The sequence below is a fragment of the Cupriavidus sp. PET2-C1 genome (genome assembly GCF_054515855.1).
In genome coordinates this window covers 577,255-601,318 of sequence record NZ_JBTNRJ010000003.1, presented here as the reverse complement: position 1 = coordinate 601,318, position 24,064 = coordinate 577,255, and the positions used below count along the sequence as shown (strand labels likewise).

Annotated in this window: 20 protein-coding genes and 3 pseudogenes; 4 read left to right on the top strand and 19 right to left on the bottom strand. The window is 65.8% G+C overall.

Features of this window, described 5'->3' with window-relative positions; genetic code table 11:
- Positions 1-179: 179 nt before the first annotated feature.
- The 18 genes and pseudogenes from ACX12D_RS36480 to ACX12D_RS36395 all read right to left on the bottom strand — a co-directional run bounded on the left by ACX12D_RS36480 (position 180) and on the right by ACX12D_RS36395 (position 16,971).
- Positions 180-529 (bottom strand): annotated as a pseudogene (locus ACX12D_RS36480) (hypothetical protein).
- A 185-nt stretch (positions 530-714) separates the two neighbouring features.
- Positions 715-1,665 (bottom strand): annotated as a pseudogene (locus ACX12D_RS36475) (acyl-CoA dehydrogenase); the annotation flags it as partial.
- Positions 1,666-1,669: 4 nt separating this feature from the next.
- Positions 1,670-1,750: pseudogene (locus tag ACX12D_RS36470) on the bottom strand (IS6 family transposase); the annotation flags it as partial.
- Positions 1,751-1,979: 229 nt separating this feature from the next.
- Entirely contained in the window at positions 1,980-2,318 is a 339-nt protein-coding gene (locus ACX12D_RS36465) for a hypothetical protein (protein ID WP_459376699.1), read from the bottom strand.
- Positions 2,319-3,024: 706 nt separating this feature from the next.
- Positions 3,025-3,915, bottom strand: coding sequence for a branched-chain amino acid ABC transporter permease (locus ACX12D_RS36460; protein ID WP_459376698.1), 891 nt, complete (start codon positions 3,913-3,915; stop codon positions 3,025-3,027).
- An 11-nt stretch (positions 3,916-3,926) separates the two neighbouring features.
- The gene (locus ACX12D_RS36455; RefSeq protein WP_459376697.1) at positions 3,927-4,805 is read right to left on the bottom strand and encodes a branched-chain amino acid ABC transporter permease; all 879 of its coding nucleotides are present in this window, start codon (positions 4,803-4,805) and stop codon (positions 3,927-3,929) included.
- A gap of 14 nt (positions 4,806-4,819) precedes the next feature.
- Positions 4,820-5,566, bottom strand: a complete 747-nt coding sequence (locus ACX12D_RS36450; RefSeq protein ID WP_459376695.1) for an ABC transporter ATP-binding protein — start codon at positions 5,564-5,566, stop codon at positions 4,820-4,822.
- On the bottom strand, positions 5,563-6,408 hold the full coding sequence (locus ACX12D_RS36445) for an ABC transporter ATP-binding protein (RefSeq protein WP_459376694.1): 846 nt from the start codon (positions 6,406-6,408) through the stop codon (positions 5,563-5,565). Before ACX12D_RS36445 ends, ACX12D_RS36450 begins: the two co-directional genes overlap by 4 nt.
- Positions 6,408-7,649: an ABC transporter substrate-binding protein gene (locus ACX12D_RS36440; RefSeq protein ID WP_459376693.1), complete on the bottom strand. Its 1,242-nt coding sequence runs from the start codon at positions 7,647-7,649 to the stop codon at positions 6,408-6,410. The genes ACX12D_RS36445 and ACX12D_RS36440 overlap by 1 nt, the downstream gene beginning before the upstream one ends.
- A 54-nt stretch (positions 7,650-7,703) precedes the next feature.
- Entirely contained in the window at positions 7,704-8,249 is a 546-nt protein-coding gene (locus tag ACX12D_RS36435) for a carboxymuconolactone decarboxylase family protein (RefSeq protein WP_459376692.1), read from the bottom strand.
- A gap of 39 nt (positions 8,250-8,288) precedes the next feature.
- A complete protein-coding gene (locus ACX12D_RS36430; protein ID WP_459376691.1) occupies positions 8,289-9,665 on the bottom strand; it encodes an LLM class flavin-dependent oxidoreductase in 1,377 nt (458 codons plus the stop codon).
- Positions 9,666-10,037: 372 nt separating this feature from the next.
- Positions 10,038-10,790 carry an ABC transporter permease gene (locus ACX12D_RS36425; protein WP_459377423.1) on the bottom strand — a complete coding sequence of 251 codons (753 nt, stop codon included), beginning with the start codon at positions 10,788-10,790 and terminating at the stop codon, positions 10,038-10,040.
- A 38-nt stretch (positions 10,791-10,828) separates the two neighbouring features.
- Positions 10,829-12,019: an ABC transporter substrate-binding protein gene (locus tag ACX12D_RS36420; protein ID WP_459376690.1), complete on the bottom strand. Its 1,191-nt coding sequence runs from the start codon at positions 12,017-12,019 to the stop codon at positions 10,829-10,831.
- Positions 12,020-12,062: 43 nt separating this feature from the next.
- Entirely contained in the window at positions 12,063-12,905 is an 843-nt protein-coding gene (locus tag ACX12D_RS36415) for an ABC transporter ATP-binding protein (protein ID WP_459376689.1), read from the bottom strand.
- A complete protein-coding gene (locus ACX12D_RS36410) occupies positions 12,902-13,987 on the bottom strand; it encodes an acyl-CoA dehydrogenase family protein (protein ID WP_459377422.1) in 1,086 nt (361 codons plus the stop codon). The genes ACX12D_RS36415 and ACX12D_RS36410 overlap by 4 nt, the downstream gene beginning before the upstream one ends.
- Positions 13,988-14,037: 50 nt before the next feature.
- Complete coding sequence (locus tag ACX12D_RS36405) at positions 14,038-14,598, bottom strand: carboxymuconolactone decarboxylase family protein (RefSeq protein ID WP_459376688.1); 561 nt, start codon at positions 14,596-14,598, stop codon at positions 14,038-14,040.
- Positions 14,599-14,736: 138 nt separating this feature from the next.
- On the bottom strand, positions 14,737-15,681 hold the full coding sequence (locus tag ACX12D_RS36400; RefSeq protein WP_459376687.1) for a cupin domain-containing protein: 945 nt from the start codon (positions 15,679-15,681) through the stop codon (positions 14,737-14,739).
- Between the two features lie 363 nt (positions 15,682-16,044).
- Positions 16,045-16,971, bottom strand: coding sequence for a LysR family transcriptional regulator (locus tag ACX12D_RS36395; protein WP_459376686.1), 927 nt, complete (start codon positions 16,969-16,971; stop codon positions 16,045-16,047).
- Positions 16,972-17,084: 113 nt separating this feature from the next.
- On the opposite strand from ACX12D_RS36395, the gene ACX12D_RS36390 reads away from it, so the two are divergent.
- The 3 genes from ACX12D_RS36390 to ACX12D_RS36380 are packed head-to-tail and all read left to right on the top strand — an operon-like array spanning position 17,085 to position 20,625.
- On the top strand, positions 17,085-18,002 hold the full coding sequence (locus ACX12D_RS36390) for a ferritin-like domain-containing protein (RefSeq protein WP_459376685.1): 918 nt from the start codon (positions 17,085-17,087) through the stop codon (positions 18,000-18,002).
- A gap of 43 nt (positions 18,003-18,045) precedes the next feature.
- Complete coding sequence (locus ACX12D_RS36385) at positions 18,046-19,026, top strand: Bug family tripartite tricarboxylate transporter substrate binding protein (RefSeq protein WP_459376684.1); 981 nt, start codon at positions 18,046-18,048, stop codon at positions 19,024-19,026.
- A 3-nt stretch (positions 19,027-19,029) separates the two neighbouring features.
- A complete protein-coding gene (locus ACX12D_RS36380; protein WP_459376683.1) occupies positions 19,030-20,625 on the top strand; it encodes a gamma-glutamyltransferase family protein in 1,596 nt (531 codons plus the stop codon).
- Between the two features lie 806 nt (positions 20,626-21,431).
- Here the strand turns inward: ACX12D_RS36380 and ACX12D_RS36375 are convergent.
- Complete coding sequence (locus ACX12D_RS36375) at positions 21,432-23,042, bottom strand: IclR family transcriptional regulator domain-containing protein (protein WP_459376682.1); 1,611 nt, start codon at positions 23,040-23,042, stop codon at positions 21,432-21,434.
- Positions 23,043-23,229: 187 nt separating this feature from the next.
- Here ACX12D_RS36375 and ACX12D_RS36370 point away from each other — a divergent pair, with 187 nt between their 5' ends.
- Positions 23,230-24,051, top strand: a complete 822-nt coding sequence (locus ACX12D_RS36370; protein ID WP_459376681.1) for an RraA family protein — start codon at positions 23,230-23,232, stop codon at positions 24,049-24,051.
- Positions 24,052-24,064: the final 13 nt, after the last annotated feature.

The window sequence follows — 24,064 nt, the reverse complement described above, 5'->3', positions numbered from 1 at the left end:
GTTTGAATGGAAGATGGTAGACAGCACCCGGAAATTGATCTCGCGCGGAAACCACAAGATTCGTCGCGAAATGGACAAAAGGGCTTGTCGCAAAGGCTTGGAGTAGACTTTGTCGGTGTCGAACGGGCATTGTTAACTTACCGAGAGTAAGACGTGCCGGCGGCAGGTGCGAGCATCGTTCAGATCGGAGCCTGCGGATTTTGGGCGTGTTCGGTCAATTCGCGCCAGGCAACGAAACGTGCGGCAAGCTGCTTGCGATAGAGCGAGGCGCGCAACAGATGTCGCTTGAGCGCGAAGTGCCTCCCGGATGGGGCCGAAGCTCGACAGGAACGCCCGCGTACGCGTCAGGGCGCGAAAGCCACAGCATGCGCCGCTCCCGTTCGCGGGTTGGCTGGTGACTGTTCTCTGCCCGATTGTTCACCCTATTGCACCAGCAATGGATCGTCTCGTAGGTCACAGTCACGCTGCGCTCGAACAGCAATTCCTCGATGTCGCACAGGCTCAGGTTGAACCGGAAGTACCAGCGCACCGCCTAGCTGATGACCACCGCCGGGAAGCGGTGGCCGCGATAGTGCGATTTCGTCTTCATCATCGCACTATCTTACGCGACCGCCCCATCAACGTGACAGTGCCAGAGGGAGTCAACACCGTCATCACTTCAATCGGCGTTGGCGCAACTTGTCGGCTTCGGCAAATGCCCGCTACCGTGCGATCTCAGAACTGCGCTTCGCTCAACGCATTGACCGGCACCGCGCCCGCCACGATGGCATCGCGCAAACCCCTTGCCTGCGACAGGATGTGCTCCGCGAAGAAATGCGCCGTCGAGATCTTGGCGTCGTGGAAGGACGGATCCTCGGCGCGCTTCGCGTCCGCCGCGAGCATCGCGCGGCCAAGCTGCCAGCCTTGGATCGCGGTCGTGCCTTCGTAGATCGGCAGGATGCGGGCATCGCGATAATGCTGGGCCGCGCCAGTCTCCTCGATGAAGCCCATGCCGCCGTGCACCTGCACGCCGAGGCTGGTCACATCGATGGACAACTCGGTGCTCCAGCCCTTGACGATGGGCACCATGAACTCGTAGAACGCCTGGCTTTGCTTGCGCACCGCGTCGTCGGCATGCTGGTGCGCCGTGTCGCACGCGGCCGCGGCCACATACGCTACCGCGCGCGCGCCTTCGATCAGCGAGCGCATGGTCATCAGCATGCGCTTGACGTCCGGGTGATGGATGATGGCCACAGCCTCGCGCGCGGAACCATCGACCGGACGGCTTTGCACGCGCTCGCGGGCAAAATTCACAGCCTGCTGGTAGGCCCGCTCCGACACGGCGATGCCTTGCATGCCGACCGAGAAGCGCGCCGAGTTCATCATGATGAACATGTATTCCAGGCCGCGGTTTTCCTCGCCGACCAGCGTGCCGATGGCACCACCGTGGTCGCCGAACTGCAGCACGGCTGTGGGGCTGGCCTTGATGCCCAGCTTGTGCTCGATCGACACGCAGTGCGCATCATTGCGCGCGCCCAGCGAACCATCCTCATTCACCAGGAACTTGGGCACGATGAACAGCGAGATGCCCTTGACGCCCTCGGGCGCCGTGGGCGTGCGCGCCAGCACGAGATGGACGATGTTCTGCGCCATGTCGTGTTCACCGTAGGTGATGAAGATCTTGGTGCGCAATGGCCTTCTCGAAATAGCGCCGCGCCGCAGCCTTGTCGCGCTGGGCGCCCAGTAGAAAATCGATGGTGTGGCCCGCCCGCACGAAGCAGGATGCGGTTCCGTTGGACCCAGGTACCGGCACTCCCGACAAGAGGATGCGCGACACGAAGCCACGCAGTATAAGCACCGAATCGGGTGGACCCGCTAAGGCGGCCCCCGCCCTCCTGCCAGCGGGTCAAATTTGCTTGATTATCACGGCAAGTGATTAATTGCATCCCTTGAGAGCGGATATGGATTGCGAACACCGTCGCGCGGGCTCAAATCCTGGCTCAATCTAGCGCAGCGCGAATGAGCTTCTGCACTAGCAGTTCATGTCGCTCCAACGCTTCATCAAGGGTGCAGGCTCCATAGCTCTCGTTTTGGTCCGCCACCTTCCCAACAACACGAGTCACGAACAGTGGCGTGTCCCTAGGTGCTCGCTCAGACACTCCGCGGAAGCGGGTGGTGACCACGACGCCGCAGTCTTCCAACAGCGTGCGGCGGAAGATCAGTTCGTTTTCAGCCATCCAGCGCGACCACTCGCCCTGGCCCAACACCTGGACAGGCCGGTTCTTCGCATCCAGGATATAGAAACGACTCCATCTGGGTGGTACCGATCGGGATCTCATAGGAAAATGATCGGGGGCGTCGCAGCCCGTCGATACTGAATGATCTTCCTAAAGGGTATTGGAGAACATGCCCCCACCGAACACTCACAGAGCATATTCGGCACGCTCCCGTGTATCTTCACGCTGGCATGCCTGCGTCAAATTCCCCACTCATGCCATTGGATCGGGCGGGGTATCGCCAACCACGGCAAGCTCCAAGGCACCCTCGGAAGGCCTCCAGAATCGCAGAGCTGCCGAGGAAGTTGGCGTAGGCAATGCTGGCGCCCAGCCTGCCCTGCTCGCTGGCGCTACGCGGCCGCTTCTGCAGGGCTTCGTTCCGGTCGGCCACGACTAGCTTTGCTCCGGCCGGGACCGTCGGTTCCGGGGCACCCGGCTAGGTGAATGCATACGCGCCAAAGGCGCCGCACAAGGCGACGGAAAACAGTGCGCGGACAGCGCGAGCAAGAGTTCGAGGCGGCAAGATGCGCGAAGTGCTTGCCTCGCCGACGGAGAATTCGCGCCCGAGCTTTTCTCGCGGTGCCGGCGCGGCGGATTTTCCGGAGAGAAACAGGAGACTGCCCCACGACGTGGCATTCTGGTAGTGCGCCGCGGGCTTGCTTGCAGTTCGGGGGCCAGCGACAAATCTCGCAAGGCGTTCTCAGCAGCCCATGGTGGTTTTCTTTGATTGCACAGCGGGAGCAGCGAGGCCGCGCCGGAGAATTGAATCTCAGGCTGCGCCGCTGCCACTGCCAACCTTCAGCCGATACTCAGTGACCAGTCCCGCCGGCTTGTAGATCAGCGCCAGGATCAACCCCAGGCCGATCAGCATCAACCGCAGCGATGCCAGCTGGCCGGGCGTAAGCCAGGCTATGTAGTCGTTCAGAAAACGCGTTCCCTCCAGCAGGAGCACGACGGTGAACGCGCTCAGCAGCACACCCCGGTTGCTGCCGCGCCCACCGATGATCACCCCCATGAAGGCGTAGGCGGTGATGATGGGGCCGAACTGGGTGGGGTCGATGTACTGATAGTAAACGGCGTGGAGGCAACCGGCCAGGCCAATGACGCCGCCGCCCAGCGCAAACAGGCGCAGCCGCAGCGCCAGTACGTTCTTGCCCAGCGTGGCGGCCACCAGCGGGTCGTCGCGCAGGGCGCGGGCAGTGCGGCCCAGCGGAGCCCGCGCCACCGCCTCGAACAACAGGAACACCGCCGCCAGGCTGATCAGCGTCAGCGCCAGCAGCGCGCCATCGCTCGCCACCGGGCGCGCGATGTTGGCGATGCCCAGGCTGCCGCGCGTGAGCCATTCCTCATGGATGGCCACCAGCTTCAGGCATTCGGCAAAGCCCAACGTGACGATGGCCAGATAGTCGTCGGAGAGCCGGATGGAGATCAGGCTGGTGAGCGCGCTGGCAATCGTGGTCAGCGCAATGGCAGCCAGCAGCGCCAGCCATGGATTCCAGCCCACGTGCGTGAACTGCGCATAGGCGTAGGCGGCCAGCATATAGAAGCCGAACAGCCCGAAGTTGACGAGGCCGCTCAGGCCCCACTGCAGGTTCAGGCCGAGCGCGGCAATGCCGGCGATAGCCACCAGCATCAGGATGGAGATGAGGTAGGGGGTCATGACTTAACGGCTCACTTGTTGACGCGGGCCTGGCCAAACACGCCCCACGGGCGCACCAGCAGCAGCGCGCTGAGCACGGCGAAAGACACCAGCGTGCGGTAATGGGAGGGCAGCACCAGCGTGGAGGCCTCGGCCGCCACGCCCATCAACAGCGCGCCGAACACCGCTGCCATGGGGTTGGCGATGCCGCCCAGGATGGCGGCGGCGAATACCGGCAGGACGTAGTTCCAGCCCATCTGCGGATCGAGCGTAGCGTCAAGCCCCACCAGCAGGCCAGCAGCGCTGGCCAGGGCGCCGGAGATGAACCAAGTCAGCCCCACCACGCGCGCGCGCGAGATGCCCCGCACCGCGGCCAGCGCGGGGTTGTCGGCCACAGCGCGCATCGCGCGGCCCAGGCGGGTGTAGCGAAACACGGTCCATACCAGCGCCAGGCTAGCCACGCCGACCAGCACGATCAGCCACTGCTCATGGTTGACCCGCAGGCCGCCGAGCGGCTCCATCGCGGCAATGCGCAACGGCCGCGAAGGCTCTGTCTCGTACCCCAGCGGCGTACTGCCGGCAACGAAGCGCACCGCGTTTTCCAGGATGAATGCCACCCCCATGCTGGCCACCAGCAGGGTCACGCCAGAGCGTTCACGCAAGGGACGGTAGACCAGCCAGTCGACCGCCATGGCGATCACGCCACCCAGCAGCGTCCCGGCCGCGGCGGCCCACGGCAGCGGCCAGCCCAGGCCAGCGTTGAACAGGTAGATCAGGTAGGCGCCCAGCGTCAGCATGGCGCCGATGGCGAAGTTGGCAAAACGCAGCACGCTGAAGCTCAGCGCGAGAGCCAGCGCCGGCAGCGCCACCAGCAGGCCGGAAACCAGGCCGTTGAATACAAGTTGGAGCATCGGAATGGGGGTCTTCAGGAAGCAGCGGCTTCGGCGGGGCGAGAGCCCAGGTAGAGGCGATGCACCGCGTCATCGGCAGCCAGCCCCGCCGCCGGAGCGACGAGCCTGACCTGGCCAGCCGCGAGCACCAAGCCGGTGTCGGCCGCGGCCAGACCGAGCTTGACGTTCTGCTCGATCATCAACAGCGTGATCCCCGTGGCGCGGATGCGGGCAATCGATTCGAACAGCAACCCCGCATTGCGCGGCGACAGTCCCGCCGAGGGCTCGTCCAGCACCAGCAGCGAGGGCGTCTGCATCAGCGCCGAGGCGATCGCCACCATCTGGCGCTGGCCGCCGCTAAGCAGGCCGGCACTGGTCGCCAGGCGGCCACGGATCTCGGGGAACAGCTCAAGCACGTAGTCCAGCCGCTCGCGGCGCGCGCCGGCGCCGGCGCGGGGGTGCAGGAATTCCCAGCCCAGGCGCAGGTTGTCGGACACCGGCAGGTTGGCAAAGACGTTGCCTTCCTGCGGCACATAGGCAAGGCCGAGGCGGGCGCGGGCCGGTGCGTCCAGCGTGCCGATCGGCCCGTCGCCAAGATGGATGGTGCCAGCCGACAGCGGCAACAGACCCACTACCGACTTCAGCAACGTGGACTTGCCCGAGCCGTTGGGCCCGATCACAGTGAGCGCACCGCCCCGCGGAATCTCAAAGCTGACCTCGTGCAGGATGTCCTTGCCCTGATAGCCTGCACAGACGCCATGCAGCCTCAAGCCCGTCTTCATTGCAGTGCTCCCAGGTAGGCTTCGCGCACGCGCGCATCGGCGGTGACGGCATCAAAGCTGCCTTGCGTCAGCACGCGCCCTTCGGCCAGCACGTAGACGTGGTCGCACAGCGCTGCCACCATGTCCATGTTGTGCTCGACGATGGCAAAGGTCTTGCCCTCGTCGCGCAGCGCGAGGATGAACTGGCACAACTCCTCGATCAAGGCCGGATTGACGCCGGCTGCCGGCTCGTCGAGCAGCACGATATCCGGCTCCAGCATCAGCGCGCGGCATAGCTCCAGCAGCTTCTTCTGGCCGCCCGACAACGCGCTGGCGGATTCATCGGCCAGCCGAGTCAGGCGCACACGCGCCAGCAAAGACAGCGCGCGCTCGATGGCCTGCTCTTCCGCGCGCCGCACGCTGCGGCGGGAGAACAGCAGACGCCTCAGGCTTTCGCCGGGTTGCACGGGTGCTGCCAGCAGCATGTTCTCCAGCACGGTCAAGCTGTCCAACTCGCGCGCCAGCTGGAAGGTGCGGGCGATGCCGGCATGGGCACGCGCATGCACCGGCAAGCGCGTGATGTCCGCACCGGCGAGCCGCACGCTGCCGCGATCTGGGCGCAGCGAGCCGGCCAGCACGTTGAACAGGCTCGACTTGCCAGCGCCGTTGGGCCCGACCAGCCCGGTGATGCGGCCTGGCGCCAAGCGCAGTGTGGCACCATCGAGCGCGCGCACCCCGCCAAAGGCCAAGCTGACCGCTTCGGCCGACAACGTGCGTAGGGTACGTTCGGTGCGTTGAGAGTGCAACGGCGTGGCCGCGTGGACGTCCGCCACGAGGCCAGCCTGCAATGCAGCATCAGGCATCACTTCAGCGTTTCGAGCAGCTTATTGGCACCGTCCTTGACGACGAAGTGCCCGTACTGCCGGTTGAGCTGGTCGCCGGTGGGGGTGAACTGGAAGCGCGAGCCGGCACCGCTGTAGGCGATGGCCTGCCTGGCGCGCAACGCCTTCAGGCCGTCCACCGGGTTCTCGACGAGCTTAGCGCCGGTGCCCGTGCCATTGACCACGGGCAAGATGGCTTTGGAGAATACTTGCGGATCAGCGCTGCCGGCACGCTCGATGGCGAGCGCCAACACCGAGATCTCGTCCCACACATTGGACGGGAAGATAGCCAAGGTGCCAGCCGGGATAGTGGCCTGGCGCGCGAAGGTCTTGTAGGCGGTGGACTCGGCCGGCGGAATCGACTGGATATGGTGGATCCCCTCGGCCACGGCCTTGCCCACGTTCTTGACGAAGGCGCCCTCGGCATCGGCCGACGACGAATTGGCATAGATGCGCGTCTCGCTAAAGCCGCTGCGATAGACCTCCCGCGCGATGGCGGACAGGTCCGGCAGATAGCTCGGCAGGAACACCGCATCGGGCTTTTTACCGAAGACCTTCTCCACCTCCGCACGGTAGGAGGGCTGGTTCGGGTTGTAGTACACCACATCCAGGATCTGCCCACCGCCCTGCCTGAAGGCGTTGATGAAGGGATCAACCATGCTCAGCGTGAACGGCGTCTGCAGCACCAGCAGCGAGGCCTTGCGCGCGCCGTCCTTGAGCGCGGCGCGGGCGAACACCGCGCCCCAGTCGCTGCCGCGGGCCTGGAAGCGCCACACCAGGCCCTTGTTGTCACCCTGGGTCACTTCGTCGCCCGACCCGCTGACCAGCAGCGGCACGCCTTTCTCGATGGTCAACGGCTTGATGGCCATGGCCACGGCGCTGCTCCATACGCCGACGATGGCCGACACCTTGGACACATCCAACAGCTTGCGCACCGCGGCCACGCCGGCAGTGGGATTGCTTTCGCTGTCTTCGACCAGGATCTCCAGCTTGCGCCCCCCCAGCACGCCGCCGCCTTCGTTGTTGATGAACTCGGCCGCCTTGCGCGCGGCGTTGGCCATGCCCGGCCCGTAGGCGCCACCACCGCCGGACAGCGGCACCAGCACGCCGATGCGGATCGGTCCGTTGCCCTGCGCGACGGCGAGGTTGGGGATGGAAAGCGCGGCTAGCGCGGCGCCGGCGAGACCGAGGAATGCACGGCGGTCAAGGGAAGATTCAGGCATGAATACGTATTCGAGAGAGGGAAATGACTTCAATAGCGTGGTCAGTGCGAGCGCTCAAACCGGATGCACGGCGGTGGCGTCCTCGCCGATCTGCAGTGCCTGGTTGAAGCGGTTGAAGAAACCACACAGCGAGATACGCAGCGTCAGCTCCACCACCTGCGCCTCGCTGAAATGCGCGAGCAGCCGGGCAAATACCCCGTCGCGGATACGTTGCGGGGCATTGGTGACGGCAACGGCATACTCCACCACCAGCTTGTCCACGGCGTCCAGCTCGGGATGATCGGCGTAGTCGAGCAGGCGCTGCGCGCCGGCCTCGCTGACGCCTTCCACCGCCAGCCGCGGCGCATGGCTGCGTACGCAGTAGTCACAGTCGTTAAGCAGCGACACCACCACGATGGCCATCTCGATATAGCGGTGGGGCACAGCATTGCGCGCCTTCAGTTCCAGCAGCATGCGCGGCAGGTGTTCGGCTGCCGGGCCAACGTGGGACAGCACCGAGAACTGGTCGGCAAAGTGCGCGCCGTTGCCGGTGAACTGGTTGAACAGCTCGCGCTGGGCGTGGCCGAAGGTATTGGGGTCGAGTTCGCTGACGCGGGGCATGGTGGTCCTGCTATGGAATTGGTGGGAAAGGAATGCGGCTCAGGCCGCATCGCTGCCGCGGCGGAAACCTGCGCCGACATGCGGTGCCTGCAGCCGCGGGCCGCTGCCGAGCAGCTTCTCGCGCAGCGTGCCCGCCGCATAGCTGGTCTTGTAGGCACCACGGTGCTGCAACTCGGGCACGAGATACTCGACGATGTCATGGAAGGTCCGCGGCGATTCCACCCAGGCCAGGTTGAAACCGTCGATGCCGGTGTCCTCCATCCAAGCCTGCAGCTCGTCCGCCACCTGAACCGGGTCACCCACCACCACCGGGCCGCGCCCGCCGATCGCGATGAACTCCACCGCGTCGCGCACGGTCCAGATGCGTTCGGGGTCCAGCTTGCTAAACGAGGCCAGCGCGGATTGGCCGGCCTGGGTGTCCACATAGGTGAGGGTGTCGTCGGGCGCGTAGTGCGACAAGTCGATGCCGGTCCAGCCGGAGAGCAGTGCCATCGCCCCTTCGTAGCTGGCGCGCTGCTTGTAGGCGGCGTAGCGGGCCTGCGCCTTCTCGGCGGTTTCGTCGACGATCACGGTGAGCATGGCGAACAGCTGAGCGCTGTCGGGGGCGCGGCCGGCCGCTTCCAGCTCCGTGCGCAGTGCCTGCACCGACTTACGCAGGCCATTGCGCGTGGGTGCACCAACGAAGACGCATTCGGCATGCCTGGCCGCAAACCGCGTGCCGCGCGCCGAGCCGCCGGCCTGGAACAGCACTGGCGTGCGCTGCGGCGAGGGCTCGCACTGGAACACGCCGTCGAGCTGAAAGTAGCGTCCATCGTGCTTGATGGCATGGATGCGGGCAGGGTCGGCGTACACGCCGCGCTGCGCGTCGCGCTGCAGCGCGGCGTCTTCCCAGCTTCCCTCCCACAGCTTGTAGCAGACCTCCAGGTATTCGTCGGCACGCTCGTAGCGTTCGTCGTGGGCGCGCTGCTCGCGCTGGCCCAGGCTGCGCGCGCCGCTGTCCAGGTAAGAGGTGACGATATTCCATGCCACGCGCCCGCCGCTGAGGTGATCCAGCGTGGTCAGGCGGCGCGCCAGCAGGTAGGGGGCCTCGTAAGCCACGGATACCGTCACGCCGAAGCCCAGGTGCCGGGTGGCATGCGCCATCAGCGGGATCAGTGGTACGGGATCGTTCATCGGCACCTGGGCGGCAGTACGCAGCGCGACGTCGGCACTGTCGCCAAATACGTCATAGATCCCAGTGATGTCGCCGAGGAAAAGGCCGTCGAACAACCCCTTCTCGAGCAGCTTGGCGAGATCGACCCAATAGCTGGGGTCGAGGTAACCAATCGAATTGTCGTCCGGAGCGGTCCATTGACCAGGTGCGAGGTGCACCACGCAATTCATCAAGAAGGCATTAAAGCGAATCTGGCGAGGCATAGGAAAGCGCTGCTGGCCCTTGCGGAACGCAAGTACCGGAACATCAAAAGCGTAGATTCTGGACTGCGACGAGGGTCGGGCCAAGCGCCCATTTCGCCTGAGCATATGCGGGGCGGATGCATATGCTCAGGCGAAATTCGATAGGTGCATGGCTCGGGACAAGTGACCATCATCAAAGCGGATGTGCTGCGAGCCCGGGTCCGTGCAGGATGTGCCTAACAGCCCGAGCCCGAGGGAAGCCACCGGAGCGCTAGCTTGCGCAGCTTCCCCGGCTGCGCGAAGACTGGCGCCCCTTGACGGTTGATCTCTCACTGATTGAGATGGCGGCCACCACGAGGCGGCGGGGCGCCTCCCCCGCCCCGCACTGGTCTGCTATGCAGGAGCCCACCAGCGCTGCAGCCAGCGCGCGCAGCTGTCGAGTAGGAAACCCAGCAGCCCGATCACCAGCACGGTCGCAAGCAGCTCCGAGTACGCCAGCCGATCGCGCGTATCGAGGATGAAGTAGCCCAGGCCGGCATTCACCCCCAGCATTTCAGCCGGCACCAGCACGATCCACACGATGCCGATCGACAGCCGCAGCCCAGTCAGCACGCTGCCCACTACGCCTGGCAGCACCACCCGCATCAGCATCTCCCCGCGCGTGGCGGCCAGGCTGCGGGCGAGCGTGACCCAGCGGGGGTCAAGGTTGCGCACCCCGGCGGCGGTATTGAGCAGAATGGGCCAGACTCCGGCGAAGGCCAGCAGGAACAGCACCGGGCGGTCGCCCACGCCCAGCACCATCACGACCACGGGCATCCAGGATAACGGCGAGATCATGCGCAGGAACTGGAAAGCCGGCGACACCGCGGCATCCACCAGCGCCGCTCCGCCCACCAGCAAGCCAAGCGGCACGCCCACGGCAAGTGCCATCGCCAGTCCCAACAACACGCGTCGCAGGCTCACCAGCGCATGCTGGGCAAAGTCGGGCTGGCGCAGCAGTTCCGCCGCGCTGGCCAGCGCGGCGCCGGGCGTGAAGCGCGTGGCTAGCCCTTGCGCCTGCCCGGCACCGGTGGCCAGCCACCAAAGGAGGAGCAGCACCGCCATACCGGCCAATCCCGGCCACAACCGTGCCGCCAGTGCGCGCATTATGGCGCTGGCGGACCAGGCATCGTTGGCAGACTCGTTCACGCTGCAATCTCCTCCTGCCGCAAGAAGCCCTCGCCAAAGCCGAAGGCCTTGAGCCCACCCACCTCGGCCAGGCTGCGGCGCACGAAGCGATCGTCCACCAACTCACGTGCGGCGCGCTGCGGCTCCAACCCGGCCAGGAAGGCACTATTGCCCTCGATCAGCGTGCCCTTGAGCCGGCGCACGAGTTCTTCCGTGTAACTGGGGTAGGGATAGGGCTGGAAATCGATGCGCTTGTCGTTCCAGTCGGCATGATGAATGGCGCCGCTGGCCAGATAGCGGGCACGCTCGCCCGCATCGGGAACCAGCACCCGGCGCAACGCGTCCAGCGTGTGTGGCGTGTAGCGGTTGGCGCCATCCTTGGACAGGAGCGCGGCCGCCTCGGCGCGGTTGTCCTGAGTCCAGCGCTGCGCCTTGACAATGGCATTGACAACCTTCTGCGCCCACACCGGGCGCCGCTCCAGATCCTGCTGGTGCATGAACACCACGCAGCAGGCATGATTGCGCCACACGTCGCCAGTGAAGCGCAGTATCTTGCCGATCTTCATCGTCTCCGCTGCGGCGTTGAACGGCTCGGCTACGATATAGCCCTCGATCTGGCGTGTGGCCAACGCGGGCGGCATATCGGATGGCGCCATCACCACCAAGTTGACCTCATTGGACGCCAGCGCCCCGCTCTTGCGGCTCACCGGCACCAGGCCGTCCTTCTTCAGCATCGTCTGCAGCACGACGTTGTGAATCGAATACCAGAACGGGATCGCTACCGTCTTGCCCCCCAGGTCGCGCAGCGATCCGACCTGCGGCGCCACCGTCAACCCGGAGCCGCCCACGTGATTCCACGCCACCACCTTGGCGGGAACCTGGCTGCTGAAGCGCGCCCAGACGGTCATCGGCGACAGCAAATGCACCACATTGACCTGGCCGGAAATGAAGGCCTCCACCAACTGTGCCCAGCTGCGCAGCAGCGTGGGCTTCTCGGCTTGAATGCCTTCCTTGTCGAAATAGCCATTGTTGTGCGCCACCAGCAGTGGCGTAGCATCGGTGATCGGCAGGTAGCCGATGCGCACAGGTGCATCCGGCTCGCTGGCCGCGCGTGCGTTCAGTGCATTGAGCAGCGGCAGAGCACCGCCAGCGGTGAAAAGCGCGGAGAGCTTCAGAAGCTCGCGCCGGGACATCGGAACCTGGCACATCGTTGACCTCGTCTTGGTGTTTCGTGGTGTCTGTCGCGCTGCCTCAAATGGCCGCGGTCTGGTGCAGCGGCGCTGGATGCGCTGCCAGCGCGGTGGAAGTCCTGCCGCCGGGCCGCAGCAGGCTGCGCAGTGCCCGTACGATCTCCACGCGTAGGGCACCCAGAGCCTCGACCTCCGCCTCCCGCGGATGGGGCAACGCGATGCGCCATTCGCGCAGCACGCTGGCCGGCTCGCCGGGCGCGGCCCCCAATAGGACGATGCGGTCGGACAACAGCAGCGCCTCGTCAATGTCGTGGGTGATCAGCAGCGTCGCCGGGCCGTACTCGCGTACCATGCGCAGCAGCAGCGCCTGCATGTCGGAGCGCGTGATCTCGTCCAGCGCGCCGAAAGGCTCGTCGAGCAGCAGTGCCAGCGGTTGGCGCGCCAGACAACGCGCCAGGGCCACCCGCTGCGCCATGCCGCCGGACAATTGCGCGGGAAAGAGGTGCTGCGCATGGCTCAGCCCGACGGCAGCCAATGTGCGCGCCACACGCTGATGACGCCCTGCGCACGCCAGGGCTGGCTGATGCCGAAAGTCCAGGCCGAACCCCACGTTGCGCGCCACGGAAAGCCATGGCAGCAGGCAGGCATCCTGGAATGCCACGGCAATGCGTGGATGCGGTGCGTCCAGCACCTCCCCCTGCATGTGCACCCTGCCTCGCGTGGCCGGCTGCAGCCCGGCCAACAGGCGCAGCACACTGGACTTGCCGGCGCCGCTTGGGCCGATCACCGACACCACCTCGCCGGCTGCCAGCCGCAGGTCCACACCGCGCAGCACAGTGCGCGACGCCGCGCCGCTGCCGTAGACCAGCGTCAGGCCCTGCCCCTCCAGCAGCGCTCCGCTCATGCCGCCACCCGGGGGGCTAGCACCGCTTGCCTCGCCAGCTCTGTCTTCAGTTGCACCAGGCTGGGCGTGACGATGGGCAGGAACGCCGCCTCGCGCCAGCGCCGCGCAAAGCCATCGGTACGCGCGTGCAGGTAGGCTGCACCGCCGCGCGCTTGCAACTCCAGTTGCATCGCCGACGCGGCCAGCTCTACCAGGCGAATACGGATGCCAAACAGCGTGCGGGGAGCAGCGAGGAAGTCGCCGACTCCCAGTCCATCATGCAGCGTGCGTGTCTCGCCGACGAGCGCGGCGGCAAGCGCATCGAGTTCTTCATCCAGTACGGAACGACCGCTTTCGACACCGTCGCGTGCCGCCGCAATGCCGCGCCGGGCCAGACCGATTGCCAGGCCGCACTGCAGGCCCAGGAAGGCCGGCCGTACACGCGGCAAGAACTGGTGCGCGTCTTCGTGCAGCAACCAGCCGGCATCCAATGCGACGCCATCGAAGCGCACCGACGCGGTATGACTGCTGCGCAGGCCGATCAGGTCCAGGTCTTCGCTGCGCGCCACGCCCGGCAGGCCCGAAGGAATGGCATAGACGGCGGCACATCCGCCGGATGCGCTGGCCGCAGTCACTGCCACCGCAAAGCCCGCGGGATGCAGATTGGTGGCCCACGGCACCACACCATCGATCAGCCAGACGTTGCCCGCCTCGCCGACGCGCGCGGTTACCTGTAGCGATTCGATGCCACCAAGAAACTTCATGGCATTGGATAGCCCGGTGGCGCCGGCAAGGCGGCCATCCAGCAGCGCGCGCAGGCAGCGCTGCGCCAGTGCGCGGTTGGGTGTCTGCAGCAGGTATTCGATGAAAGCGCGCTGGCCCCACAACACGAATGCCGCCGTCTGCGAATATTCGGCCACTGCCGCCACTGCCTCGACAGCATCCGAGAGGGTGCCGCCATTGCCGCCCAGGATCTGCGGCACGCCGACGCCAAATAAGCCGGCCTGAGCCAGGCGTGGCAGTACCTCGCCCGGGTCGGCGGTGCCGTTGTCCAGCCCGTCGGCATGGGCGGCCAGCCATTGCGCCAGATCCGGCGGCAGCACGCTTGAGAATGTGGAGAAAGTCATCGGCGTTCCTCTGCGATTCAGCGATGTCAGGCCGCGGCAGGTGTCCACCGGTACGCGTCCAACTCGGGGTTCAAGGGTGTCTGCGCCAGGCTGTTGCCGAAGTTGCACAGCGTGGCCAGGCTCACGCCCAGCACCACATCCAGTGTCTGCGCCACGGTGAAGCCTGCTGCCAGGAAGGCATCGAACACGTCCTGCGGCACCGCGCCGCGCATGCTGATCACGGCGCGGGTGAAGTCGGCCAGTGCCTCCAGCCGGACTTCAGGCAACGCGGCCTGGGCGCGCAATGCGCCCACCGTGTCAGCATCCAGCTTGGCCTTCTTCACCGCGATTGCCGTATGGCCGGCCACGCAGAAGCCGCAGCCATGCGTGGTGGCCGCGGTGAGCTGCACCACCTCTCGCTCGGCCAGTGTCAGTGAGCCGCGGCTATTGATCTCCGACACGGTCAGGTAGGCCTCCAGCGCCGCCGGCGCGTTGGACAGTACGGCGATCAGGTTAGGCAGGTAGCCGTTGTTGGCGATGGCGCGCGCCACCAGGGGGCGGCTGGCTTCGGGGGCGGTCTCGGCGGATTGCAGCGGGATACGGCTCATGGCGTCACGTTGGGATTAGGTGGAACACCAGCCGATTTTGCGACGAGTGGCTGCCAGGAGCCATGCGCGAGCGTCGCGATTCCCTGCCATTTCGTCTGCGTTTCGCTGGCCGGTGTGCCATGCCCGCCCAGGGGAGTGCTACGACAGCGACAACCGCTGCCCCTGTCGCCGCATGGCTCCCGGCTGCAAGCCGGTTACCTTTTTGAAAGCGCGCGCGAAGGCCGCCTCCGAGCGATAACCAACACGCTCGGCCGCCTGGGCGATGCTGCATCGGCTGCCCAACAGCTGCTCGGCCACTTTCATCCGCAGCAACAGCAGGAAGGCAGCCGGCGACTGCCCGCTAGCCTCGACAAAGCGTTTGCAGAAGGTGGCGCGGGACATATGCACCAACGCCGCCATGGCCTCCACCGTCCACGCCCGTTCAGGATGCCGGATCAGCGCAAGCATCAGGCCCGAGAACTCAGCGCTGCGCAACAGCGGCCACAGTCCCTGCGCCACGTCGTCGCGCGCGGCCAGGTGACGCACCACATAAAAGAACAGCAGATCAATCAGCCGCGCGATCAGCGGCGAAGGCTCGCTGCCGCCACGCCGTGCCTCGGCGAGGATCAGATCAAACAAAGCGCAGGTGGCAGCCAATCCATCATCGGCATCGTCACGCTCACCGCCCTCCCCTCGCAATACCAAGTAGTCGGGGAATGGTGCCAGCAGCACCTCGCTCAGGCCGGGGCGGAAATCGAAGAAGCCGCAGGCGAGTCCGGTCGAGGACAGCGATGGCGGCAAGAGCGCATCCAATGACAGCATCTCGCCGTCTGCCACGCAGGCCTGCGGCTCGGCGTGTGGCCCCAGATGGTGTGGCACGTCGCGTAGGAAAAACACTGCATCGCCTGCCCGCAGCTGCACGGGGGCCATATCGCCGGGCAGGTGCAACCAGCAGTCGCCATGCAGCACCAGATGAAACCCTGCACGCAAGCGTCCAGCAACCGAGGCGCGCCAGTTGCCACAATACTGCCCTAAGTGAAAGAGGGTGGTCTCGAGTTCGAGGCTGCTCAGAACCCAATGGACCACGCGATCCGTGTGGTTCATGACGTGCTACAAAGTTTGCCGCGAAGACGAGCGCAGCATGCCTGCCGAACATAACGCAGGTGCCGTGCGGCACGGAAGGTACTTATACGTATTTGCTTATGCGGACTAGCGATAAGGCCAGCTTCGAATTCGAAATCAGAGTTGGCTAGAGAGCCGAAGCCCGGTGTATTCCATACTCCGCCCCTAGTGCACACCCATCCGAGTAAGCGTCTACGCAAGTATTCGTAGGAACGTCGTGGAAAGCATGCTGGAATCAGCGCTGGAGCGCTTTCCGATTCTAATTGCTCGCGGCGCTAGACGATGCGATCGTTGTTGCACGTCTGGCGCGGCGTGCCGCATGTGTGGCGGCGCGCTCTGCCATCATCACGTCGCCATAAGCGCATGCAGAGAACACTCTCCCGCAAGCGACCGCTTGGCCACCGCCCCGAACGCCCCCACCAGTGCATTTTCCGTATTGGTCAGCGAGGCCATCACCAGGGGATATCGCAACGAAGAACGGGATTCCGTCACGTCGATATAGACCACGCCCAGCGCCTGCACCCTCGTCATTGCCCTGGGCACAATGGCAATGCCCAGGTTCCCGGCGACCAGCGTGATGATGGTCTGCATCTGCGCCGCCTCCTGAACCACACGCGGAAAAAATCCCGCGCGCTGGCAAGCCGCCAGAATCACCCCTGAGTAGCCCGGCCCTTCCGCGAAGGGGAACGCGACGAAGGCTTCGGCCTTCAGCTCTTCCAGCCGCAGGCGCTTGCGCCTGGCCAGCGCATGCGCCGCCGGAACGGCGACCACCAGTGTTTCCTCGCACAGGATATCCATGCTCAGGTCCTTGGGCTCATACACCGGCGGCACCACGATGGCGACATCCGTATCGCCGCGCCGCAGCAGCTCCAGCTGTTTGCCGCTGCTCTCGCCTGTCAGGATCAGCTTGACCGCAGGGTACTCCTGCTGGAATCGCCTGAGGATGTCCGGCAGCACGTCAAGCGCCGCACTCGGCACGAACGAAAGCCGCAAGGTCCCGAACATGCCGCTAGCCGCGCGCCGCGCCGATTCGACCGCGATCTCGGCCTGGGCAATGGTCCTGCGCGCCTCCACCAGGAAGACTTCCCCGGCCGGGGTCAACCGCACCATGTGCCGGTTCCTCTCAAACAGTTCGGTGCCGATGGTTTCTTCCAGCTTCTTGATGGCCACCGTCAGGGGCGGCTGGGACATGTGCAACGCCTCGGCCGCGCGCCGGAAGCTCAGCAGCTCGGCCACGGCGACAAACTGTTGAAACTGGCGCAAGTCGGTCACGGTGATTCACTCCATGTATCAAGGATAGCTTTGAATAGTATTTGGAATATCAGGGCCGTGCAAACTACAGTGAGCCCATATAGCAAAACGCAAGAGCCCCACAGGACCACACAATGCGCCCCTCCCTGCTTGAAGAACTCACGCCCGTTCCCAACCCGTACCCCATCGTCTCCACCCTGGCCTACGAAGATGTCTGGGGCCTTTGCGAGCAGGCGCGTGCGCTGGCGTGGGACCCGACGCAGATCGATTACTCGGACCTGGAGCAGGCCGACATTCCCGCGGAAGTGCGCGAGGCTGGCGGCGAGTGGTGGAGCCTGCGCGCCTGGATGGAACACGGCGCCATTCCCTACGGCGCCGAGCGCTTGCGCGATGCGATCTTCGAGCACCAGCCGTTCGAGGTGAAGCAGCACGTCGTCAACTTCATCGCCGAGGAACTGCGCCACCACGAGGCCTCGTTCCGCGTAGCGCGTGCCATATCCGGCTACCAGGAGTCGCCGCGCTCGGATTACTTCCGCGCCATCATCCCCCGCTTCCACGATGAGCGCGATGAGAAGCAGATGAGCTTCTTCGCCGGCCTGGCGGTGAACACCTTGTTCGAGCAGCTATCCGGCGAACTGCTGCAGGCCCGCTACGAGAACGCGCGCTTCGCGTCCATTAGGACGGCCTGCAAGCTGATCCTGCGCGACGAGGCGCGGCATATCCAGTTCGGACGCATCATCATGCGGCGCTTCTTCTCGGAAATATCGGCGGACGACAAGGCGCTGCTCGGGCAGAAATTCGCCAAGAAGCTGCGCGGCAGCCTGCTCAATGGGGTCTACGCTGTCGTCAACCTGCCAGAGGACGAGCAGCGGCGCGCGGGCCGGGCACGCGCCCTCGCTGCCGAATACGGCCTGGGCGCCACGCATCCCGAGCAAGAGATGGCGATCATTAAGCGCTCGCTGGATGAGATCCGCGAAGACGTCGGCTGCCATGGCGTGGAGATCCCGGCGATTGCCGAAGTCGACGAAGGCAAAGCCCCGCTGCTGTCCTGAGCGTTCCGCGCCGACCGCGCGTCATTCTTCCTCTGCCTTGCTTATGCTGACATCTCTTTACCGGCTGCTTGCACTCGCCGTAGCAAGCACCACACTGGCCTTGCCAGTGCCCGCCGTCGCGCAAGTTTTTCCGGACCGCGCCATTCACCTCGTCGTGCCCTATCCGCCTGGCGGCACCGCCGATATCCTGGCCAGGTTGCTCGCCCAGCGGCTCGCCGAACGGGTGGGCAAACCTGTGGTGGTGGACAACCGCGCGGGTGCCGGCACCGCCATCGGGAGCAAGTTCGTGGCCCAGGCAGCACCCGACGGCTATACGCTGCTGATGGGCACGGTCAGCTCACATGCGATGAACCCCGCGCTCAATCGTGGCGTGGGCTATGATCCGCTCAAGGACTTCACGCCGATCTCCCGCGTGGCATCCGTGCCGTTTGTCGTGCTGGAGAACCCGTCCGTGCCGGCAAAAACCATGGGCGAACTGATTGCGCTGGCGAAAGCCCGCCCCGGCCAGATCACCTATGCATCGGCTGGCGCCGGCACCTCGAACCACCTCGCGGGCGAGCTGTTGGCCAAGGCTGCCAATATCCGGTTGCTCCACGTCCCGTACAAGGGCAGCGCACCTGCCCTGGCCGACCTGCTTGGTGGCCAGGTCAACCTGATGTTCGACCTCCAGGTCACCGCCAAGGCCCAGATCCAGGCCGGTACCGTCCGCGCCTTGGCCGTCACAGGAGCGCACCGCAGCAGCTTGCTGCCGAGCTTGCCCACGGTCGCCGAGTCTGGCGTGCAGGGCTTCGACGTGACCGCCTGGTTTGGAGTCTTCGGGCCGGCCGGCATGCCCGCCCCGGTTGTGGATGTCCTCAACCGGCATCTCGTCGCCGTCCTCAAGTCGCCTGAGGTGCGCCAGCAGTTCGCCGCGCAGGGAGCCGAGATCGAATGGAGCAGCCCCGAGGCGTTCAGGACCTTCGTGCAAAGCGAGTACGCGAAATGGGGCGACCTGATCCAAAGCAAGCACCTAGCGGTGCAGTAACCCATGCACGCGCCATCCGCCTCCGCCCCCGAGCGCTACCCTTCCTTCAAGGCTGCCGTGCATGGCAGCGAGATGGTCATCGCATCCCAACCGCTGGCCGCGCAGGCGGGGCTCGACATCCTCGCGTTCGGCGGCAATGCGGTGGACGCAGCCATCGCTGCGGCAGCCGCCATCGCGGTGGTGGAGCCCACCAACAACTCGATCGGCGGCGACGCGTTTGCCCAGGTCTTCGTTGCCGGCAAGCTGCATGGCCTCAATGCCAGCGGCCGGGCGCCACTGGGTATCGACGTCGCTCGTCTCGCCAGGCAGCCCGCGATGCCGCAGCGCGGATGGGATAGCGTCACCGTTCCCGGCGCCGTCTCGGCCTGGACCGCGCTGGTCACGCGCTTTGGCCGGCTCGATCTCGCTACCGTGCTGGAGCCGGCGATCCGCTACGCACGGGCCGGCTTCCACGTCTCTCCCAGTGTCGCGCAGAAGTGGCGGGAACAGGTGCCCAAGCTGCGCAGCCAGCCGGGCTTCGAGGCGGTGTTTCTCCCCGGCGGCGCAGCGCCCGTGGCCGGGGCGCTGTTCCTGCAGCCGACGCTTGCGCAGACGCTCGAACGCGTGGCGCGCACCAACGGCAAGGACTTCTACACCGGTGAGACCGCCAGGCGAATCGCCACGTTCGCCCGCGAAACAGGCGGTGCCCTTAGCGCCGAAGACCTACGCCTGCACGCACCCGAGTGGGTCGATGCCATACAGGCGCCCTACGGCACGCTACAGGTAAGCGAGTTGCCGCCAAACGGCCAGGGCGCGGTGGCACTGTTTGCGCTGGGCGTGCTCGCGCATCACGATGTCGCGCGCTTGCCGGCCGACTCGGCGGCCTCGCTGCATCTCCAGATCGAGGCCATCAAACTGGCGTTTGCCGAAGTCGGGCCGTTGATCGGCGATACGGACTACGCAATCGGGCAGGTCAGCGACCGCCTGCAAGCCCCCTGCCTTCAGGCCGCCGCGGCACGCATCAATATGCGGCAAGCTTCGGATTTCGGCCACACGTTCGGACCACTGGCGGGCACGGTCTACCTTGCGGCAGGCGACCGCGATGGCATGATGGTCTCGCTGATCCAGTCTAACTACATGGGATTCGGCTCGGGGATCGTGGTGCCCGACGCCGGTGTTTCGCTGCAGAATCGCGGCGCATGCTTTTCCACCGATGCCGGTTCCCCGTCTTTCCTCAGGCCCGGCAAGCGGCCCTTCCATACCATCCTGCCGGGATTCGCCTTTGCCGGCGACGGCGAGCCGATTGCCTTCGGCGCGACCGGCGGCACATTCCAGCCGCAGGGCCACGTCCAGATGATGGTGCGCCTGGACGATTACGCGCAGAGCCCGCAGGCCATTGTCGATGCACCGCGCTTCAAGGTCGGGCCGGGGCGACAGGTGGTGCTGGAACCCGGTTTTCCTGCCGAAACCATCTCGGGCCTCACCGCCCTGGGCCACGACGTGGTCGCCAGGACCGAGAGTACCTGGGACTTCGGGGGCATGCAGATCCTGCTCAGGAAGCGTGGCTCGTATGTCGGCGCCAGCGATTCCCGCAGGGATAGCCATATCGCGGTCAGATAGGAGCTGCTGTCTGGTGGTAGGTGCCCCATGTGGATCTGGCGGGTCAGCATGCGGGACACGTTACACAGGCCGGTGCGAAACGGGCACAGGGACTACAAGCCCAACGTGCGGCGCGCGTTATCTCAGCCAGCGACTGCGCCGAATCCCAACTGATTTGTCGTGGGGTGCGTGCACCTGCGCGTGTGTAGTGCGCTGCCGAAGCGCGATCCGGGCATCGCATCCCTGCACTCGACGACTGGAATCCATTGCTCGTTGTTGAGCTGCCGCGGACACCATCGCAGCTACCGCCGTCGCGCTCTGCGCTTCCTGCTCCAGGCCTTGCCCTACGCGCCTCTGGCGGCCGACATTTCCTGTTACGGGTTGGGGTGCGATTAATTGCATTAAAGCTGAAGGAGCACTGTCATTGTAAAACAACCCCTTCAATTCGCCTGCCGCCTTTGTACTCATCGTTGATGGATTGAGCCACGTGCGCGCTGTTGATCGCGGATAGAGGTCTCGGGTGCGTGAACAAGCCCAGATCGGATGCCTGTGCGAAATCGGCTTCGCGCGCGAACACACTGGCCATGATGACAAGTGGGCCGTGTTTCCCTGCCCTTCAACCCATGCCTGGATCAAGATGCGCATAGAACCTCTTCGCGAGAGTCTGTCGACAGATTCCCTTTCGCGACGGATTTCCCCATGCTTTTTGCTCATTCGCCAGCATGGACCTGGAACAAATAAAAAAGCAACGCTCACATGGGAAGATGGGGAATGCGGCTATGAGATCCACCACTACAAGTTAGAAGGCACGCATGGTTTCGAACCGCTCAGACCTTTACTTCAAACAAGCAGCCGGACTGCGTCGCCTTGGCCAGCGTTTCCAGCGGCACCTGCTGCCGCGAGGTGGTGATGTAGAGCGTGTCCAGGTTCGCGCCGCCGAGCGCCACATCGCTGGGACACGGCACGGGCATGCCCACCACGCGATCGAGCGTGCCGTCACGCGTGAAGCGCACCACGCTCCACCCCTCGCTCAGCGCCGTCCATATGCCGCCGCTGGCGTCCAGCGCAAGCCCGCTCAGCTTGCCCGCGCCCGGCGGCATGCTGGCCAGCCGGCGCACCGCCGCGGAGCCGGGTTGCAGCATCAGGATGGCGCCGGAGGCGGGCGTGGTGGCGTAGAGCGTGTCGTCCGCCGCGCTCCAGCACAGCGCCTGCACGGCCTCGCCGAGATGCCAGCGCACCTCAAGGCTGCCGTTGGCGTGCAGCAGGCCGACCGACGATCCGCCTTCGGCGGACTCCATGGCAGCCCACGTCGCTTGCGCAGCTTGCGCGCCGTTGCCTGCGTCGCCGCCATCGCAAAACGCCTGCAGCGGCGCGCGGGGCCAGCCCTCCAGCGGGCGGCGGCTGCCATCCGCCGCGATGGCGACCGCGCCATCGTCGTGCATGGCCCATACCTCCTCGCCGCGCAGCAGCATGCCCGTGATGGGCGCATCCAGCCGCAGCAATTGTTCATCGCGCGCGGGGACTTGCGTGGTGTCCAGCACGCGCACCGACGGTGCCAGCACGTCGGCCCAGTACAGCCGCTGGCGCCGCGCGCACCACAGCGGATGCCCGCCCTGGAAGGCCCACGGCCCAGGCACGGCAGTCACCGCGGCGTCTCCTGCCGGGGCGCGTACGCCTTCGAGCTGCGCGCCGATGCGGCGGGCGGCCTGCGCCACCTCGGGGCCGAGCAGCTCCAGCCGCGCGCGCGTGAGGCGATAGGCCGGGCCGGCCACGCTGATGGCGCCGCGCACCACGCCTTCGGGGTCGACGATGGGCGCGCCCACGCAACGCACGCCCATCACGATCTCTTCGTCGTCAATCGAGTAGCCGCGCGCCGCGGTGATATTGAGCTCCGCGTTGAGGCGGCGGCGATCGGTGATGGTGAGCGGCGTGAGCGCCTTCAACGTCAGGTCGCGCACGATGGCATCGCGCGCCGGGCCGTCCATGGCTGACAGGATGGCCTTACCCTGGCTGGTGCAGTGCAGAGGCTTGCGCTGGCCCAGCACCGCTGCCGAGCGTTCACTGTGGGCGCCGTCGCAGCGCTCCAGCGAGATCACCTCCAGCCCGTCCAGCGTGGCGAGGTAGCAGGTCTCGCCGGTCAGGTCGCGCAGGCCGCGCATCTCGTGCGCGGCGGCGGCCACCAGGTCCGGCATGGTGTAGGCCTGGCGCGCCATCTCGAAGCAGCGAAAGCCCAGCCGGTATACCTTGCGCAGCGGATCGCGGCGCAGCATGCCGCGCGCCACCAGCGTGGCCAGCAGGCGGTACACCGTGGTGCGCGGCAGCGCGAGTTGCGCGGCCAGGTCGCTCTGGCTGACGCCGCCGGGGGTGGCGCCCACCGCTTCGAGCACGTCGATGGCTTTCTCGATTGCGCCGGTACCGTCACCGGGATTCACTGACATGGTGGCTTGTCTCAATATATGGAAAAAACGAAGGAGTCTGGCGGCGCCGCCCCTCTGGTGAGCATTTTAAGTTTTCGTGAAGTTCAATACCATGCAATCAGCCAGCACAGCTGACACGCGGCCAGGTTTGTCCCACCGATTGGGACAAGGGCCGCCCCGACCACTTGCAACCTGGACCGCGCGCATCATGAGCACCAGCCCCACCCTCACGCCTCCCCCGCCCCTGGCCAATATCCCGCAACGCGCGCCCGCGCCGTTCGTGCCGGATTCGGTACTTGACCGCCTGGCCAAGGTGACCAGCGGCTCGCTGACCACGCAGCTCTACATCAAGGGCTTTCGCCAGCCGGTATTGCACGGCCTGACGCCGCTCAACCCCAAGGTCAAGCCCTTTGCCGGGCGCGCGTACACCATGCGCTTCATCCCGGCGCGCGAAGACATCGACATCTATGGCAACCTCACCACCGAGCCTTCCGCCGACAACCTGCAATGGGTGGGCGTGGAGCAGATTGAACCGGGCCATGTGCTGGTGATCGACAGCAACCGCGACGGCCGCGCCGCCTCCATGGGCAATATGCTGATCACGCGGATGATGATGCGCGGCGCCCGTGCGGTCATCACCGACGGCAGCTTCCGCGACGGCACCGAGCTCAGCCAGATGGATTTCCCGGTGTGGAGCACGGGCGTGACCGCCACCACGCGGCTGTCCTACCATCACGTGGCCGACCTGCAAGTCCCGATCGGCTGCGCCGGCGTGGCGATCTATCCTGGCGACGTAATCCACGGCGACGGCGACAACATCACCGTGATCCCCGCCCACCTAGCCGAGGAAATGGCCAGCCTGTGCGAGAAGCGCGACGACGTTGAAGCCTACCTGGCGCTGCGCGTGCAGGCCGGCGAAGCGCTGTGGGGCCTCTACCCGCCTAGCGAAGCCACGCGCGCCCAGCATCGCGAATGGATTGCCGCCGGCCGCCCGCCGATCCCTGCAGCCAAACCCGCCGGCAGCCGCTGAATCCGCCCAACCG

Coding starts and splice junctions, on each gene's coding strand:
- ACX12D_RS36465 (WP_459376699.1), bottom strand. CDS start 2,318: ATGAGATCCCGATCGGTACCACCCAGATGGAGTCGTTTCTATATCCTG.
- ACX12D_RS36460 (WP_459376698.1), bottom strand. CDS start 3,915: ATGACCCCCTACCTCATCTCCATCCTGATGCTGGTGGCTATCGCCGGC.
- ACX12D_RS36455 (WP_459376697.1), bottom strand. CDS start 4,805: ATGCTCCAACTTGTATTCAACGGCCTGGTTTCCGGCCTGCTGGTGGCG.
- ACX12D_RS36450 (WP_459376695.1), bottom strand. CDS start 5,566: ATGAAGACGGGCTTGAGGCTGCATGGCGTCTGTGCAGGCTATCAGGGC.
- ACX12D_RS36445 (WP_459376694.1), bottom strand. CDS start 6,408: ATGCCTGATGCTGCATTGCAGGCTGGCCTCGTGGCGGACGTCCACGCG.
- ACX12D_RS36440 (WP_459376693.1), bottom strand. CDS start 7,649: ATGCCTGAATCTTCCCTTGACCGCCGTGCATTCCTCGGTCTCGCCGGC.
- ACX12D_RS36435 (WP_459376692.1), bottom strand. CDS start 8,249: ATGCCCCGCGTCAGCGAACTCGACCCCAATACCTTCGGCCACGCCCAG.
- ACX12D_RS36430 (WP_459376691.1), bottom strand. CDS start 9,665: ATGCCTCGCCAGATTCGCTTTAATGCCTTCTTGATGAATTGCGTGGTG.
- ACX12D_RS36425 (WP_459377423.1), bottom strand. CDS start 10,790: ATGCGCGCACTGGCGGCACGGTTGTGGCCGGGATTGGCCGGTATGGCG.
- ACX12D_RS36420 (WP_459376690.1), bottom strand. CDS start 12,019: ATGTGCCAGGTTCCGATGTCCCGGCGCGAGCTTCTGAAGCTCTCCGCG.
- ACX12D_RS36415 (WP_459376689.1), bottom strand. CDS start 12,905: ATGAGCGGAGCGCTGCTGGAGGGGCAGGGCCTGACGCTGGTCTACGGC.
- ACX12D_RS36405 (WP_459376688.1), bottom strand. CDS start 14,598: ATGAGCCGTATCCCGCTGCAATCCGCCGAGACCGCCCCCGAAGCCAGC.
- ACX12D_RS36400 (WP_459376687.1), bottom strand. CDS start 15,681: ATGAACCACACGGATCGCGTGGTCCATTGGGTTCTGAGCAGCCTCGAA.
- ACX12D_RS36390 (WP_459376685.1), top strand. CDS start 17,085: ATGCGCCCCTCCCTGCTTGAAGAACTCACGCCCGTTCCCAACCCGTAC.
- ACX12D_RS36385 (WP_459376684.1), top strand. CDS start 18,046: ATGCTGACATCTCTTTACCGGCTGCTTGCACTCGCCGTAGCAAGCACC.
- ACX12D_RS36380 (WP_459376683.1), top strand. CDS start 19,030: ATGCACGCGCCATCCGCCTCCGCCCCCGAGCGCTACCCTTCCTTCAAG.
- ACX12D_RS36375 (WP_459376682.1), bottom strand. CDS start 23,042: ATGTCAGTGAATCCCGGTGACGGTACCGGCGCAATCGAGAAAGCCATC.
- ACX12D_RS36370 (WP_459376681.1), top strand. CDS start 23,230: ATGAGCACCAGCCCCACCCTCACGCCTCCCCCGCCCCTGGCCAATATC.